Raw genomic sequence first — 13843 nt, forward strand, 5'->3', positions numbered from 1 at the left:
GAGAAGCGCGCTCCCACTCCTCTGCCGGAAGGCGCACCCCTGCGCCTGTGCCTTCCGGCAGAGGATCCCCGGCCGTCCCCGCCCGGAACGTCCGCCCGCCGTGTGAGGACCGTGGGGCGGTGTGAGGGCGAACGGACGCGGCGGGGAGACGCGGGACGGGGCGCGAGGCGGTGGAAACATCATGGAAAGCCTGTTTCCGCCGGGTCCTGATCAGTGCCCGGCGGTGCACCCGTGGGGCGCAGTAGGGTGTCGCAGGGGGTGTCGCAGCGAGGGCGAGGTGGGTTCGCGGTGCGGAAGTCAGGCGTCATGCCGACGCTCGATCTGGTCGAGGTCGGCGAGCACGTGTGCTGGATCGTCGACCCGCTTCAGGGATACACGGCCGCCACCTCCGCGTTCCTGGCGGACGGCGAGCTCTTCGGCGACAAGGTGGTCATCGTCGGCTCGCTGATCGACCCCTCCGCCTCCGTGGGCGCCCTGCGGGGCGCGATGATCGTCGATCCTCGATCGGTCTGCGGTGACGGCCCCGGACCCGACATGAGCTCTATGCTGGGCCTGGTCCGGCGCGAGGCGGACCGGGCGGGACGCCAGGGGTATCGCGCCCTGCGCGTGCTGGCCGTGATGGACCAGCTCGTGCCGCCCGATGTCGGCGCGGACGTGCTGATCGACCACGAGCTGCGGCTGGACGAGGCCGTGGCCGACATCGAGGCCATCATGCTCTGCGCCTACGGGCGTGACCGCTTCGGCGCGGCGACGTTGGACCATGTGGCGTGCGTGCATCCTCGCGAACTGGGTAACGGACGTACTGGGCTGTCGTTCCGGATGTTCAACTCGGGGCCGGACAGCTGGAGTGTGTGCGGAGTGGTCGACTCCGACGGCGCCGCGGCGTTCGGCGCGGCGCTGGCCGCCGCGACGGCGCTCTCTCCGGCGTTACGGCTCCGTCTCGACGAGCTGGAGCTGATGGACGCCGCCGGGATGCGCGCGCTCGTGGAGGCCGCCGCCGACACCGGGGTTCACCGGATCACGGTCGAGGGCGCGAACCCGACAGTGAGGTCGTGCTGGGAGATGCTCGGCTACAGCACCTGCGAGGTATCCGTGGAGCTGATGCCATGACCACCGAAGCCACCGGCGTGGCGGAGGCAGCGGGCCTCCGCCACGAGCTCTACTCCTACTCGGGTGAGGCGCAGTTCCTCACCGGGGTCATGTCCTTCATCGACGACGCGCTGGCGGCCGACGAGATCGTCCTGGTGTCCGTGCCCGAGCAGCGGGAGCAGGTCCTGCGAGGGGAGCTGACCGGCTCCGACCCCCGCGTGGTGTTCATGGACACCTCGGCGCTGGGCCGCAACCCCGCCCGGCTCATTCCCGCCTGGCAGCGCTGGATCAGCGAGCGGGCGGGGGAGGGGCGGCCGGTGCGCGGCATCGGCGAGACGGACTGGAACGGGCGGGGTGTCGCGGAGATCGCGGAGCTGCGCTACCACGAATGGCTGCTGAACCTCGCCTTCACCGGCTCTCCGGCCTGGTGGCTGCTCTGCCCCTACGACATCGACACGATCGCTCCCGAGACCATGCGGGCGATCAGCCGATGCCACCCGTTCGTGCTGGAAAAGGGTGCCCATCAGGAATATCCGGACTTCGCCCAGGAGCCCTATGTCTGGGATGAGCTGGAGCCGGCCTGTGACCCGTTCGAGGAGCTCTTCTACAGCCGGGGTGATCTCGCGGCGGTCCGGGAGAAGGTGACCGCCTGCGCCGCGCCGTACGGCCTGCGGGGGGACCGGCTGAGGGAGACCCTGGTCGCGGTCACCGAGGTGGCCGGCAACAGCATCGTCCACGGCGGCGGGCACGGCACCCTGCGCACCTGGGTGCGGCGGGGCACGCTGGTCTGCGAGTTCCGCGATGACGGGGTGATGACCGATCCCATGGTCGGCCGGAGGCTCCCCGCCTCCAGCTCGCTGCACGGCCGGGGCATGTGGCTGGTCCACCAGCTCTGTGACCTGGTCCACGTCCGCTCCACCCCGGAGAGCGGCACGGTCATCCGCCTGCACATCGCGCTTCCCACCCCGTCCTGACCCACGGCGCCCAGCCCCGTCCTGACCCGCGGCGCCGCCCCGTGCGCGCCCGGACGGCCTCACCGCTCCTTCAGCGCGTCCTCCACGGAGGCGGTCAGCTCGAAGAACGGCAGGAGTCCCGTGGTGGCCAGCATGTGGCGCAGGGTACGGTTCGCCCCGGCCAGGGTCAGGCGGGTCCCGGTCTCCTTGCTCCGGTGCAGCATCCACAGCAGTTCGGCGAGCCCGGTGGAGTCGCAGAAGGTGAGCCCGGTGAGGTCGAGGACGAGCGAGGGCGCGGGACCGGTGTCCGTGCCGGTCCTCCACAGCTCGGTGAGCTCCCGCCGGAACAGGGGGGCGTAGTCGTAGTCGAGCTCGCCGACCGCGCGGATCACGATGGCGTTCCCACGCGATCCCGACGTTATGAAGAGTGCGTTCGCACCTTCGGTTGACATTGGGAGACTCCTTCGACCCGCAGTTCACAGGGCGGGCGTTCCCTCCGTCCTACCAGGTATGCCGATCTGATGGCCCCTACTGGTGGGGATTCAGGGCGGATTGACATAATTTCAACGCATTTGACCCACCCGTTGTACGGCGGGCCCGCCCGGGTGCTCATCCTGCCTCATCGTGGTGCCGGGCATGACCGGCCCCCGTACGGCCCGCCGCCCGTCCCCACGCGGCCGGGGCGGCCGGGCCGGGGCCGATGTCGTCCCCCGCGCCTGACACGTGAGATCCGGATGACGGCGCCACCGGGGGGTGCCCGGTGGCGCCGTCATCCGGATCTGGGGCGGCGCTCCGGCGGCCGGAGCCCGCGCCGCGTCACCGGCCTGGGCGAAGGTCAGTCCTTGATCTTCTGCGAGAAGCGCAGCATGTTGCCCGACGGGTCGCGGAAGGCGCAGTCGCGGACGCCGTAAGGCTGCTCGATCGGCTCCTGCAGCACCTCGGCGCCCGAGGCGCGGATCTTCTCGAACGTGGCGTCGAGGTCGTCGGTCAGGAAGATGACGCCGCTCAGCGACCCCTTCGCCAGGAGTCCCCGGAGCGTCGCCTGGTCCGCCGGCCGGCCCATCCCGGCCGCCTCCAGGACGATCTCGACCTCGGGCTGGGAGGGCGGGCCGACGCTCAGCCAGCGGAACTCCTCGAACGGCACGTCGACGCGGAGTTCGAGGCCGAGAACATCGCGGTAGAAGGCCAGAGCCTCGTCCTGGTCGTGAACCTGAATGAAAGTGTGGGAAAGCTTGAGATCCATGACTGAAACGCTACTCAGTCGTCCCCCGCCGGGGCTTCTCGAATCCTGCTCGGCCGGGTGACGGCTTTGGCGTAGCACGCCGGTACCGCGGCGCTCGCGCTGTGGTCGCGTGCGCGGTAGGAGCTCGGGCTCTCGCCGACGATCTCGGTGAAGCGTGAGCTGAAGGAGCCCAGCGAGGTACAGCCGACCTCCATGCAGACCTCGGTCACCGTGAGGTCGCCACGGCGCAGCAGCGCCTTGGCCCGCTCGATACGGCGCGTCATGAGATAGCCGTAGGGCGTCTCGCCGTAGACGGAGCGGAACCGCCGGGCGAAGTGCGAGGGCGACATGAGCGCGGCGCGGGCGAGCGCCGGCACGTCGAGGGGCCTCGCGTACTCACGGTCCATGAGGTCGCGGGCCCGGCGCAGGTGGGCGAGGTCCTCAGGTGTCACCCGACCAGCATCCCACGCCACCGGAACCGCCGCCCCGCCCTGTTCGCCGTGCTCCCCGCGGAACTGCCGCTCGTGGTCGTGCTCGCCTCCGGGGTGGCGCTGCCCGGTTCGGTGGTCGCGGTGGCCGAGACGGCCGTCGTGCTGGTGCTCATTCTGGAGGCGGTGACCGCGTACCGGCGTTAATCAGGGCGATACGAATGCCAGATGCAATCGCATGTGGCCTGGATATGCGAACTCCAATGACCCGAATCCAGCAAACTGGAAGCAGTGCGATGAATTTCCCTTCGCGTCAACGATGGAGCGCAGCATAGCGCCGCTCCAAAGAGATCTCTCTCTGTCCGATCATCGCTCAGCACAATGGGGATGCCGGTCTCTATCTGGCGCGGTTCTACAATGCTGACAGAGTCCTGATCGGGGATCAGTTCACGAATAGATTCGACACGATGCAAAACGATCCTATCTCCCGTGAGGGGCTATGCGGGATTCCGACGAACCCGCAGTAGGTCGATGAGGTTGAGATATGGCATGGGATCGGCGGGGACCGACTCCCATGCCGCCGTTCGGAGGAAGGGCGAGATACGTGCCTGTCGAGACAGTGGCCCACTATAGGCAGTTCCTGGACACATATCAGTGGCTGGAGGCGGGGGGTTTTGGCTGGACCGTCTACAAAACTGATGGAGCGGTTCCGGGGGTCGGTGAAATCGCTGACGCGCTGTCCGTGTCAGGTGATGTCGACATCCAGGAGATGGCCGTCGCCGAAGAGCCTCTATCGGTCCCCGAATCTGTCGTGTTCTTTGAAATGTTCACCGACGGCTACTTCTTGTTCCAGCCGGAGGAGAGTTACATCAGCGAGAACGTCGTCCTGGAGAACCTCAGTGTGAACGGCCGATTGTGGAATATATCATGGAGTGCGGGATATCACAGTCGCCTGGCCTGTGCGGAGGCAGGTGAGATCAACCTGAAGTGGTTGAACTTTCAGTCTTCCGAATTTCCGCGCCCGCGAGCGATTCACGCCGTCGAAGAACAGATCGATTTGATCAACCCTATCCTCCGGAAGGAGAATCGAGGTTTCACCCTGGAGGAGATGATGGCGGTCATGGACCTCGCGACCGGCGTGCGTCTGCCCGGTGACTGGGTGGACGGAGTCCGTCCATGCATGATCATCCATGATCCACTGCCTCAAGCAGGCTGGCCCTTCGGTTAGAGATCGGGCGGAAACGGTATGCACGGGGCACGATGGCCATGGCCTTCTCCGCTCGGGCGCGGAGTCTGGAGCTCTGCCGGTGCCCGCGCGGCACGTATCCGCCGGAGGTGCGCATCGTCATCGGGGAGACGACCTCTCCCCGCGTCTGAGCATGGAGAAGGACCTCCGGGCCGGTGACCGGGCCGCGGACGGCAACCGTGGGGACCGCCCGCACCCCGGCCGGCGGCTCGTGGCTCAACCGCGTCGGGGCCCGGTTCGCCGCCCCGCGCCACTTCACCCTCGACGGCCCCGACCGCGCCGGCCCAGAAAGCGGGGTGTGATCCGCCGTATGTCGTCCGGCCCGACCGTCATGTCGGCGACCGGCGTCTACACGCCGCCGTCGACGGGGTAGACGTTGCCTGACGCGGCTCTGGTCGGGTAGGCGTCGCGGTAGCACTGCTCCACGCGGGCGAAGTAGTCCCGCATGCGGTTGAGGTTGCCCTCGACCGTGCCGCCGGCCTCAAGTGACTCAAGGGCCCGCTCGGCGATCTCCTGATACCGGTGCACGGTCCGCAGACTGTCCTCGTGGATGGCGAACCAGGCCGAGCTGGGCACGCGGAAGTACTTGCGGCGGGACAGGGGGCCGCTGACGTGTTCGAGGAGGCCCTTCTCCAGGAGTATGCGTATGGCGGTGGAGATGGCCCCGCTGCTTGTCTGGAGACGCTCTGCCAGATCTGCCTGTGACAGCGGCTCGTCCGAGACCAGGATGAGTCCGAGGACCCGGCCGTTCAGTCGTGGCATCCATCCTGTGTTGTCGACGATGTACCCGAGCTGCTCGGAGAATTCGAGCGCGCTTCGTCCCCGACCACTGTCGTCCATGCCCATCCCTTCGAGAAATCTGAATTCTTAGTATTGACTGAACTTTCAAAGCCTGGCAACCTCTGACTCGTCGGGTCGGGTGACCCCGGGCATGTCGGCCGCCACGGGCGCCGCCGGGTTCGGGCGGAGCGCCGAGGTGCGCATAGGCAGAAAGGCTATGGAGATGAGGTTCCAGCGTCGAGTGGTCGTCGCGATCGCGGCAAGCCTTGGACTGGCGGTGGTCACGGCCTGCTCCAGTGGTACCGCGAAGTCGGACGAGACGAAGCCGGCCGCGGCGAAGCCGGCCGTGTTCTCCATCGCGGACTCCATCCCGGACCACCTAACCCCTGGTCGCGGGTACTCGTACAACCAGTACAATGCCCTGTTCGCCCCTCTCATGAGACTGGGCGCCGACGGCACATTGACCATGGTGCAGGCGGAGTCGATGGAGTCTAGCGACAACCGCCACTGGGTTATCAAGATCAAGGATGGCTGGACGTTCCACAACGGGGAGCCGGTCACCGCCCAGAACTACGTCGACGCGTGGAACGCGACGGCGTACGGGCCCAACGCGTGGGCCAACAGCGGCTCCTTCGCCAACGTCAAGGGATACGCGGACCTCAACCCGTCGAAGGGTGAGCCCAAGACCAAGACGATGTCGGGGCTCAAGGTCGTGGACGAGCACACCATCGAGGTGGACCTGACCGGTCCCGACAGCCAGTTCCCGCTCGCCGTCGCCACCGGGCCCGCCTTCATGCCGCTGCCCAAGGTCGCCTTCGACGACTTCGACGCCTTCGACAAGGCGCCCATCGGCGACGGTCCCTTCAAGCTGACCGGCAAGCCGAACCTCACCGTCTCGATGGAGGTCAACCGGTACGACGGCTACAAGGGGCCCAAGCCGGGATCCGACGGCGTCGTCTTCAAGTTCTACAGCGACCTGCACACCGCGTACACGGACGCGCAGGGGAACGGTGTGGACATCTTCCGGGTGCCGGTGGACAAGTGGCCGCACGTCAAGAAGGACTTCGGTGACCGGTTCAGCGCCTTCAAGGCTCCGGCCCTGCAGTTCCTCGGCATCCCGCTGAAGGACAAGCGGTTCAGCGACCCCCGTGTCCGGAAGGCCATCTCACTGGCCATCGACCGGGAGGCCATCAACAAGTCCATCTTCGGCGGCCTGAACGACCCGGCCAAGTCGATCACGTCCCCGACGCACAAGGGGTCGCCGGCGAACCTCTGCGACTACTGCGCCTTCGACCCCGCACGAGCCAAGCAGCTTCTCGCGGAGGCCGGCGGCTGGAGTGGCGGCACGATGCAGATCTGGCTGCCGGGAGGACTGGGCTACGAGCCGCTGTTCACGGCCATCGCCAACCAGATCCGGCAGAACCTTGGAATCCAGGACGTCCAGATCAAGACGCTGCCCGGTTTCACGGCCTTCTTCGAGGCTCTCGGAAAGAAGCAGGTCAACGGGCCCTACCGAGGCATGTGGGGTTCGTTCTACCCCAGCATGGCCGAGCTGCTGACAGCCTTGTTCACGGCTGACGGTGGAGGCCAGTTCTCGACGGGTTACGTCAACAAGCAGATGGCGGAGCTGGTCGAGCAGGGCAACGCCGCCGACGGCGACGCCGAGCAGACGGCGAAGTACGTGGAGGCCGAGAAGCTCGCGCTGGCCGACGCGCCGGTCGTGCCGCTGTTCTACGACAGCTACGTGTACGCCTGGAGCGAGAAGGTGGCGGACGTCGAGATCGACCTGACGCCGATCAACATCACCAAGGTCACGGTGAAGCAGTAGGGCCGGCTCGGCCGGCAGACGATCGAAGATGCTCGGGGCGGAGCCCGTCAGGCTCCGCCCCGAGCGCGCACAGCAAGGGACTCCATGCGTCGGTACATCGCGATGAGGCTGATCGCCCTCATCCTGACATTCCTCGGGGTCACCCTCCTCATCTACATCCTGGTGTACGCCCTGCCCGGTGACCCCATCCGGGCCATGGCCGGTGACCGCCCTCTGCCCGAGAACGTGATCGCCGAGCTGCGCCGCCGCTACCACCTGGACGAACCCTTTCCGGTGCAGTACTGGTACTACGTGCGGGGCGTCCTTCAAGGCGATCTCGGCACCGACTTCAACGGACGTCCCGTGGCGGAGCTCATGGCCGACCGCTGGCCGGTCACCCTGACCCTGGCGCTCACCGCCTGGGTTCTGGAGCTCCTCGCCGGCCTCGCGCTCGGCGTCCTGTCGGCGCTGCGCAAGAACCGGACCCTCGACAGGATCGTCATGATCATGACGATCGTGGCCATCTCAGTGCCGATCTTCGTCGTCGCCTACACGGCGCAGCTGCTCTTCGGCGTCCACATGCGGTGGCTGCCCATCTCGGGTATCGCGGAGGGATGGCCTCGCAGCTACCTGCTGCCCGCGGTGGTGCTGGCCACGTTCGGGATCGCCTCCGTGTCCCGCCTCGTGCGCACCAGCCTGATCGAGAACCTCGACGCCGACTACATCCGTACCGCCCGCGGCAAGGGCCTTCCGACTCGGAGGATCGTGACGCGCCACGCGCTCCGGAACTCGCTGATCCCCGCGGTCACCTACCTGGGCGCGGATCTCGGCTTCCTCCTGGGAGGCACGCTGATCGTGGAGGGGGTCTTCAACCTACCGGGGATAGGACAGTTGCTCTTCGCCAGCATCCAGCAGCAGCAGGGTCCCGTCGTCGTCGGCGTCGCGACGCTGCTGGTGCTCACCTTCCTTGTCGCGAACCTCGTCGTCGACCTGCTCTACGGCGTGCTGGACCCGAGGATCTCCCATGTCCGCAGGTGAGGCGCTGACCCCGTCGTCCGACCCCGTCGACGGCGAGATGGAGACGTCGCCGGACGCCGGCGGATGGGGGCGGCTGCGCCGCTCGCCGGCCTTCCTTTTGGCCGCGTCGCTCGTGACGGTCATGATGGCCGTGGCGCTCCTGCCCGAGCTGTTCGCCGGCCTGTTCGGCAACGGCGATCCCCGACGGTGTGACCTGGCCCTGAGCGGCATGGGCGCGGCTCCGGGCCATCCGTTCGGGTTCGACATGCAGGGGTGCGACCTGTACGCGAACGTGATCCACGGCGCCCGCGCCTCGATCAGCGTGGGCGTCCTCGTCACGGTCGCGTCCTCGGCCGTCGCCATCGTCCTCGGGACGCTGGCCGGCTTCTACGGCCGCTGGCTGGACGGGATCCTGTCACGCCTCATCGACGTCTTCATGGGCTTTCCCTTCATGCTCGGCGCGCTCGTGGTGCTCATCGCGTTCCCCTCGGGGTCGATCTGGTCCGTCTCGCTGACGCTCACGCTGTTCGGCTGGCCCACACTCACCCGGCTGATGCGCTCGACCGTCCTGTCCGTCCGGGAACTCGACTACGTCACGGCCGGCCGGGCGCTGGGGGCCACGGACCTGCGGCTCATGGTGCGCCACGTCATCCCCAACGCCGTGAGCCCCCTCATCGTGCTGGCCGCGTTGACGGTGGGCACCGTGATCGTCGCCGAGTCGGCGCTCACCTATCTCGGTGTCGGACTGCACGCGCCCGCCATCTCATGGGGGCTGCAGCTGTCCCTGGCGCAGAACGACTTCCAGTCCCACCCCCACCTGCTGGTGTACCCGTCGCTCTTCCTGAGCGTCACGGTGCTCAGCTTCATCTTGCTCGGAGATTCCCTGCGCGAGGCACTGGACCCGCGGTCACGGTGAGGAGGACAGCGATGCATTCACGAGACGTCGACCGAGATGCCCCCGTGGACGGGGGTTCCGCCGAGGCCGCTGACTCGGCGTCCGGCCCGCCCCTGCTCACGGTCTCGGACCTGTCGGTCGCGGTCCGCCGGCGGCAACGGCCGCTCCCGGTCGTGCGCGGCGTGTCGTTCCAGCTCCGGGAGGGGCAGACGCTGGTGCTGCTCGGCGAGTCCGGCTCCGGAAAGAGCGTGACCGCCCTGGCGCTCATGGACCTTCTGCCGACCGGAGTCGAGATCACCGGAGGGCAGGTCGAGATCGCGTCCGGCAGCCTGCGGTCCCTGACGCCCGCGGCGCGGCGGCGCCACATCGGCAGCACCATGGCGATGGTCTTCCAGGACTCGATCTCCGCCCTCAACCCGGTGATGCGAGTGGGTGACCAGATCGCCGAGGCGGTCAGGCAGCGGGACGGTGTGTCGCGCGCGCAGGCGCGGGAGCGGACGATCGAGCTCATGGCGCGGGTGCGAATCCCCGCGGCCGAGCAGCGGTATCACGACTTCCCCCACCAGTTCTCCGGCGGCATGCGGCAGCGCATCGTCATCGCGATCGCGCTGGCGCTCCGGCCCAGGCTGCTCATCGCGGACGAGCCGACGACCGCGCTGGACGTCAGTGTGCAGGCGCAGATCCTCTCCCTCCTGGCCGAGTTGCAGGAGGAGAGCCGGATGGGCCTGGTGCTGATCACTCACGACCTCGGAGTGGCCGCGACGATCGCCGACCGCGTCGCCGTGATGTACGCCGGACGGATCGTCGAGATCACCGACGCCGACGAGTTGTTCAACCGGCCGGTCCACCCGTACACGACTGGACTGTTCGGTTCGGTGCCCCAGATGAACGGCGGCGGCACGGAGCTGCGGCCCATTCCCGGCTCGCCCCCCAGCCTCGTCGCGATCCCCCCGGGCTGTCCGTTCCACCCTCGCTGCCCCCTGGCCGTCGACCGGTGCAGGGCCCAGTTGCCGACGCTGGAGAACGTGAGCGAAGGACACGCGGTGGCCTGCCACCTGTCTCAGGAGATCGTCAATGCTCGATGAGCTCGTACCGCCACCGGACGACGTGGTGCTCCGCGCCGAGGCCCTCGTGCGCCACTACCCCACGGGTGGAGGGTTTCTCGGGGGGCGGAGCGGAACCATCAAGGCCGTCGACGGCGTCGACGTGAGCCTGCGCCGCGGCGAGACGCTGGGCCTCGTCGGGGAGTCCGGCTGCGGCAAGTCCACGCTGGTGCGGATGTTCACGGCGCTCGACCGGCCGACGTCCGGGCGGGTCCTCGTTCACGGCGTCGACATGCAGTCCCTGTCACGCGGGGAGCTACGGCGGATTCGCCGGCGCGTGCAGATCGTGCTGCAGGACCCGTACACGGCGCTGGATCCCAGGATGAGCGTGCGGCAGATCATCCGCGAACCGCTCGACATACACCGTGACCTCGTGCCCCGGCGGCGCCGTGACGAACGCGTGCGTGAGCTGATGGCCATGGTCGGCCTCAACGCCGACCACTGCGGCCGATACCCCCACGAGTTCTCGGGAGGTCAGCGGCAGCGCGTCGGCATCGCCCGCGCCCTGGCCCTCCAACCGGACATCCTCATCTGTGACGAGCCCGTGTCCGCGCTCGACGTCTCGGTTCAGGCGCAGGTTCTCAACCTCATCACCAGGCTCCAGGGTGAGCTCGGGCTCTCGGTGGTCTTCGTGGCACACGACCTGTCCGTCGTGCGGCACATCTCCTCGCGGATCGCCGTCATGTACCTCGGCAAGATCGTGGAGACGGGTGACGTCGCGGACGTCTACGAACGGCCGACCCACCCGTACACGCAAGGACTCCTCGCCAGCGTTCCCACCATGCAGGTGCCGTCGCGGCGCCGACCGGCCCTGCTGCTCACCGGCGACGTACCGAGCCCCGCCAACCCGCCCTCGGGCTGTCCCTTCCACCCGCGCTGCTGGAAGGCCGACGCCCGATGCGAGGTCGAGGTGCCCGCACTCGTCGAGCGGCCGGGCGGCGACCACCTCAGCGCCTGCCACTACGCGGCCACGGAATCGGGAGGTCCGCATGAGTGACACCTTGCCACGGGCGACGTACGCGTTCGCCGAGCGGATGCTGGACCACAACCGTGCCGACCTGGTGCCGGGGGAGCGCCTCGTCGTCACCTGGATCGACGCCACCCGGTGCTGGTACCGATTCGACGCCGACGGCGTCTCACGGTACACCGTCGTCGACGCCGAGCGGCGGACACGAGGCGACGCCTTCGACCACACCGACCTGGCGAAGAGGCTGGCGGGAGTCGCCGGGAGGCCGGTCGACGCCGACCGGCTTCCGATCAGCGAGGTGTCGCTCTCGCCGTCCGCCCTCACGTTCGACGCGTTCGAGCGCACGTGGAGGCTCGATCTCGAAACCGCCGAGCTGCGGGAGATCCTCGACGACGTGCCGCACCGGCGCTCCGTCCGCACCTCGCCGGACGGCCGATGGCGCGCGTTCACCCACGAGCACGACCTCTGGGCCCAGGACGCCGCCGACCGGCGACGCCGGCCGCTGACCCGGGGCGGCGTCGACGTCACGCCCTTCGCGGAGGAGCCCGACGCCGCCGGTGAGCGACACCTTTTGGACCTGCTGCGTCTCGGCCCACGGCCGCCTCGCGCGTTGTGGTCGCCGGACTCGCGACGGATCCTCACGCACCGGATCGACCAGTCGGGCGTCGGCACCAGCCACCTCCTCGACTGGGCGCCGGACGGCGGGGGACGCTCCCGGGTGCGCTCCTACAGGTACTCCCTGCCCGGCGAGCCGATGCCTCAGGGCCGATGGGTCGTCGCCGACGTCACCGGTCACGTCGTCGAGGTGGAGGGTCCCACGTTCGACGTCGCGTACCTGTCACCGGTCACCTGGGGTGAGATCTGGTGGGACCCCTCGGGTGAGGCCGTCTACTGGGTGCGTCACGCGCGAGACCGGCTCTCCGCCGAGCTCGTCGAGATCGACCCGCGGACCGGGCGTACCCGGACCGTCGTCAGGGAGTGCGGGCCCACCCGGGTCGACCTGAACCAGTACTTCTACGACCCGCCCGTCGTCGTCGTCCTGAGAGAGCGCGGCGAGGTGCTGTGGTTCTCACAGCGTGACGGCAAGAGCCGGCTCTATCTCCACGACCTCCGTACGGGAGAGTGCCGGGGGGCGGTCACCGACGGCGACGTGCAGGTACGGCAGATCCTCCATGTCGGCGACGCCGCCGTTCACCTCGTCGTCTCCGGGGCCTCGGGAGCCGACCCGTACGCCAGGACCCTGGCCAGGATCGACCTCGACGACCATTCCCTGAGCGTCCTGGTGGACGACGAGCAGGACCACCGGCTGTCCAGCTCGCCCGACGGCAGATGGTTCGTCGACTGCCGGTCGACGCCGGCCACACCTCCCACCTGGCTGCTCCGTGACGCCGACGGCCACGCCGTCTTCGAGCTGGGAAGAGCCGACACGGGCCGGCTGGTCGAACACGGCTGGTCCGCTCCCGAGCGGGTGCGTGTCCTGGCCGCCGACGGCATCACCCCCATCTACGGGGTGCTGCACCGGCCGAAGGACTTCGACCCCGCCCTGACCTACCCCGTCGTCGACCACATCTACCCGGGGCCGCAGGTCAACCGGGCCGAGCCGTCGTTCTACGGCGGTTACGGGGACGGTGAGACCGCGGCGATGGCCGCCCTCGGGTTCGTCGTCGTCACCATCGACGGCAGGGGAACGCCGGGCCGCGACAAGGGCTTCCACGACCACTCGTACGGCAACCTCGCGTCGGCGGGCGGCCTGCACGACCACGTCGCCGCCATCAGGCAGCTGGGCGCGACGCGTCCGTGGATGGACGTCACCCGCGTGGGCATCGTCGGTCACTCGGCCGGTGGCTTCGCCGCCACCAAGGCGGTCCTGCGCTACCCCGAGACGTTCTCCGTGGCCGTGGCCGAGGCGGGGAACCACGACAACCGCATCTACAACGCCTCGTGGGCCGAGGCGTTCGACGGCCCGGTCGACCCGGAACGGTACTCCGCCACGTCCAACATCGACGAGGAGATGGAGCTTCACGCCCGGCTGCTCCTCATCCACGGGGGTATGGACGACAACGTCATGCCCGACCACACCCTGCGTCTCGTCGACCGGCTCATCACCGCGGACCAGGACTTCGACGTGCTCGTCGTACCGCGCGCCGAGCACTCGTTCCACGGATACCAGCACTACGTCCTGCGCAAGCGATGGGACTACCTGGTCCGCCACCTGCTACGCCGGGAACCGCCCTCCACGTACCGGCTCGGTCCGGTCCCCCCGCCTCCGAGGCTGCTCGGGCACCTCTTCGACGGGTAGAACGGGGCGGACAGGGGCGCGGCGGCACGGGCCGGAG

General features: G+C 68.6%; 15 protein-coding genes. 10 read left to right on the forward strand and 5 right to left on the reverse strand.

What is annotated here, in order from left to right:
- Positions 1 to 288: 288 nt before the first annotated feature.
- On the forward strand, positions 289 to 1110 hold the full coding sequence (locus ABZ194_RS10945; RefSeq protein ID WP_355594740.1) for an MEDS domain-containing protein: 822 nt from the start codon (positions 289 to 291) through the stop codon (positions 1108 to 1110).
- The gene (locus ABZ194_RS10950; protein ID WP_355594742.1) at positions 1107 to 2063 is read left to right on the forward strand and encodes a sensor histidine kinase; all 957 of its coding nucleotides are present in this window, start codon (positions 1107 to 1109) and stop codon (positions 2061 to 2063) included. Before ABZ194_RS10945 ends, ABZ194_RS10950 begins: the two co-directional genes overlap by 4 nt.
- A gap of 59 nt (positions 2064 to 2122) precedes the next feature.
- Here the strand turns inward: ABZ194_RS10950 and ABZ194_RS10955 are convergent, their stop codons facing one another.
- From ABZ194_RS10955 to ABZ194_RS10965, 3 genes are all read right to left on the reverse strand, one after another.
- Complete coding sequence (locus tag ABZ194_RS10955) at positions 2123 to 2494, reverse strand: STAS domain-containing protein (protein WP_355594744.1); 372 nt, start codon at positions 2492 to 2494, stop codon at positions 2123 to 2125.
- 383 nt (positions 2495 to 2877) lie between these two features.
- The gene (locus ABZ194_RS10960; protein WP_355594746.1) at positions 2878 to 3285 is read right to left on the reverse strand and encodes a VOC family protein; all 408 of its coding nucleotides are present in this window, start codon (positions 3283 to 3285) and stop codon (positions 2878 to 2880) included.
- Between the two features lie 14 nt (positions 3286 to 3299).
- Entirely contained in the window at positions 3300 to 3671 is a 372-nt protein-coding gene (locus tag ABZ194_RS10965) for a helix-turn-helix transcriptional regulator (RefSeq protein ID WP_355594875.1), read from the reverse strand.
- A 93-nt stretch (positions 3672 to 3764) separates the two neighbouring features.
- Between ABZ194_RS10965 and ABZ194_RS10970 the strand changes: the two genes are divergently transcribed.
- Together ABZ194_RS10970 and ABZ194_RS10975 are read left to right on the forward strand one after the other, a co-directional pair.
- A complete protein-coding gene (locus ABZ194_RS10970) occupies positions 3765 to 3899 on the forward strand; it encodes a hypothetical protein (RefSeq protein ID WP_355594748.1) in 135 nt (44 codons plus the stop codon).
- 397 nt (positions 3900 to 4296) lie between these two features.
- Entirely contained in the window at positions 4297 to 4920 is a 624-nt protein-coding gene (locus tag ABZ194_RS10975; RefSeq protein WP_355594750.1) for a hypothetical protein, read from the forward strand.
- Between the two features lie 366 nt (positions 4921 to 5286).
- Here the strand turns inward: ABZ194_RS10975 and ABZ194_RS10980 are convergent, their stop codons facing one another.
- Together ABZ194_RS10980 and ABZ194_RS10985 are read right to left on the reverse strand one after the other, a co-directional pair.
- Complete coding sequence (locus tag ABZ194_RS10980) at positions 5287 to 5778, reverse strand: MarR family transcriptional regulator (RefSeq protein WP_355594752.1); 492 nt, start codon at positions 5776 to 5778, stop codon at positions 5287 to 5289.
- A 45-nt stretch (positions 5779 to 5823) separates the two neighbouring features.
- Positions 5824 to 6087: a hypothetical protein gene (locus ABZ194_RS10985; RefSeq protein WP_355594754.1), complete on the reverse strand. Its 264-nt coding sequence runs from the start codon at positions 6085 to 6087 to the stop codon at positions 5824 to 5826.
- A 115-nt stretch (positions 6088 to 6202) separates the two neighbouring features.
- Here ABZ194_RS10985 and ABZ194_RS10990 point away from each other — a divergent pair, with 115 nt between their 5' ends.
- The 6 genes from ABZ194_RS10990 (at position 6203) to ABZ194_RS11015 (ending at position 13806) form a co-directional block, all read left to right on the forward strand.
- On the forward strand, positions 6203 to 7546 hold the full coding sequence (locus ABZ194_RS10990; protein WP_355594756.1) for an ABC transporter substrate-binding protein: 1344 nt from the start codon (positions 6203 to 6205) through the stop codon (positions 7544 to 7546).
- Between the two features lie 84 nt (positions 7547 to 7630).
- Positions 7631 to 8563, forward strand: coding sequence for an ABC transporter permease (locus ABZ194_RS10995; protein WP_355594759.1), 933 nt, complete (start codon positions 7631 to 7633; stop codon positions 8561 to 8563).
- Positions 8550 to 9458 (forward strand): ABC transporter permease, encoded by a 909-nt coding sequence (locus ABZ194_RS11000; protein WP_355594761.1) that lies wholly within the window; start codon positions 8550 to 8552, stop codon positions 9456 to 9458. The genes ABZ194_RS10995 and ABZ194_RS11000 overlap by 14 nt, the downstream gene beginning before the upstream one ends.
- An 11-nt stretch (positions 9459 to 9469) precedes the next feature.
- Entirely contained in the window at positions 9470 to 10522 is a 1053-nt protein-coding gene (locus tag ABZ194_RS11005) for an ABC transporter ATP-binding protein (RefSeq protein WP_355594763.1), read from the forward strand.
- A complete protein-coding gene (locus ABZ194_RS11010) occupies positions 10512 to 11537 on the forward strand; it encodes an oligopeptide/dipeptide ABC transporter ATP-binding protein (protein ID WP_355594765.1) in 1026 nt (341 codons plus the stop codon). The genes ABZ194_RS11005 and ABZ194_RS11010 overlap by 11 nt, the downstream gene beginning before the upstream one ends.
- The gene (locus ABZ194_RS11015) at positions 11530 to 13806 is read left to right on the forward strand and encodes a prolyl oligopeptidase family serine peptidase (protein ID WP_355594767.1); all 2277 of its coding nucleotides are present in this window, start codon (positions 11530 to 11532) and stop codon (positions 13804 to 13806) included. Before ABZ194_RS11010 ends, ABZ194_RS11015 begins: the two co-directional genes overlap by 8 nt.
- The last annotated feature ends 37 nt before the right edge of the window (positions 13807 to 13843 follow it).

It is taken from the genome of Streptosporangium sp. NPDC006007 (assembly GCF_040614315.1).
Classification (GTDB): domain Bacteria; phylum Actinomycetota; class Actinomycetes; order Streptosporangiales; family Streptosporangiaceae; genus Streptosporangium.

Coding starts and splice junctions, on each gene's coding strand:
- ABZ194_RS10950 (WP_355594742.1), top strand. CDS start 1,107: ATGACCACCGAAGCCACCGGCGTGGCGGAGGCAGCGGGCCTCCGCCAC.
- ABZ194_RS10955 (WP_355594744.1), bottom strand. CDS start 2,494: ATGTCAACCGAAGGTGCGAACGCACTCTTCATAACGTCGGGATCGCGT.
- ABZ194_RS10960 (WP_355594746.1), bottom strand. CDS start 3,285: ATGGATCTCAAGCTTTCCCACACTTTCATTCAGGTTCACGACCAGGAC.
- ABZ194_RS10965 (WP_355594875.1), bottom strand. CDS start 3,671: ATGGACCGTGAGTACGCGAGGCCCCTCGACGTGCCGGCGCTCGCCCGC.
- ABZ194_RS10980 (WP_355594752.1), bottom strand. CDS start 5,778: ATGGACGACAGTGGTCGGGGACGAAGCGCGCTCGAATTCTCCGAGCAG.
- ABZ194_RS10985 (WP_355594754.1), bottom strand. CDS start 6,087: ATGGAGTCCGCGATGGAGAACACGGCCGGCTTCGCCGCGGCCGGCTTC.
- ABZ194_RS10990 (WP_355594756.1), top strand. CDS start 6,203: ATGGAGTCTAGCGACAACCGCCACTGGGTTATCAAGATCAAGGATGGC.
- ABZ194_RS10995 (WP_355594759.1), top strand. CDS start 7,631: ATGCGTCGGTACATCGCGATGAGGCTGATCGCCCTCATCCTGACATTC.
- ABZ194_RS11000 (WP_355594761.1), top strand. CDS start 8,550: ATGTCCGCAGGTGAGGCGCTGACCCCGTCGTCCGACCCCGTCGACGGC.
- ABZ194_RS11005 (WP_355594763.1), top strand. CDS start 9,470: ATGCATTCACGAGACGTCGACCGAGATGCCCCCGTGGACGGGGGTTCC.
- ABZ194_RS11010 (WP_355594765.1), top strand. CDS start 10,512: ATGCTCGATGAGCTCGTACCGCCACCGGACGACGTGGTGCTCCGCGCC.
- ABZ194_RS11015 (WP_355594767.1), top strand. CDS start 11,530: ATGAGTGACACCTTGCCACGGGCGACGTACGCGTTCGCCGAGCGGATG.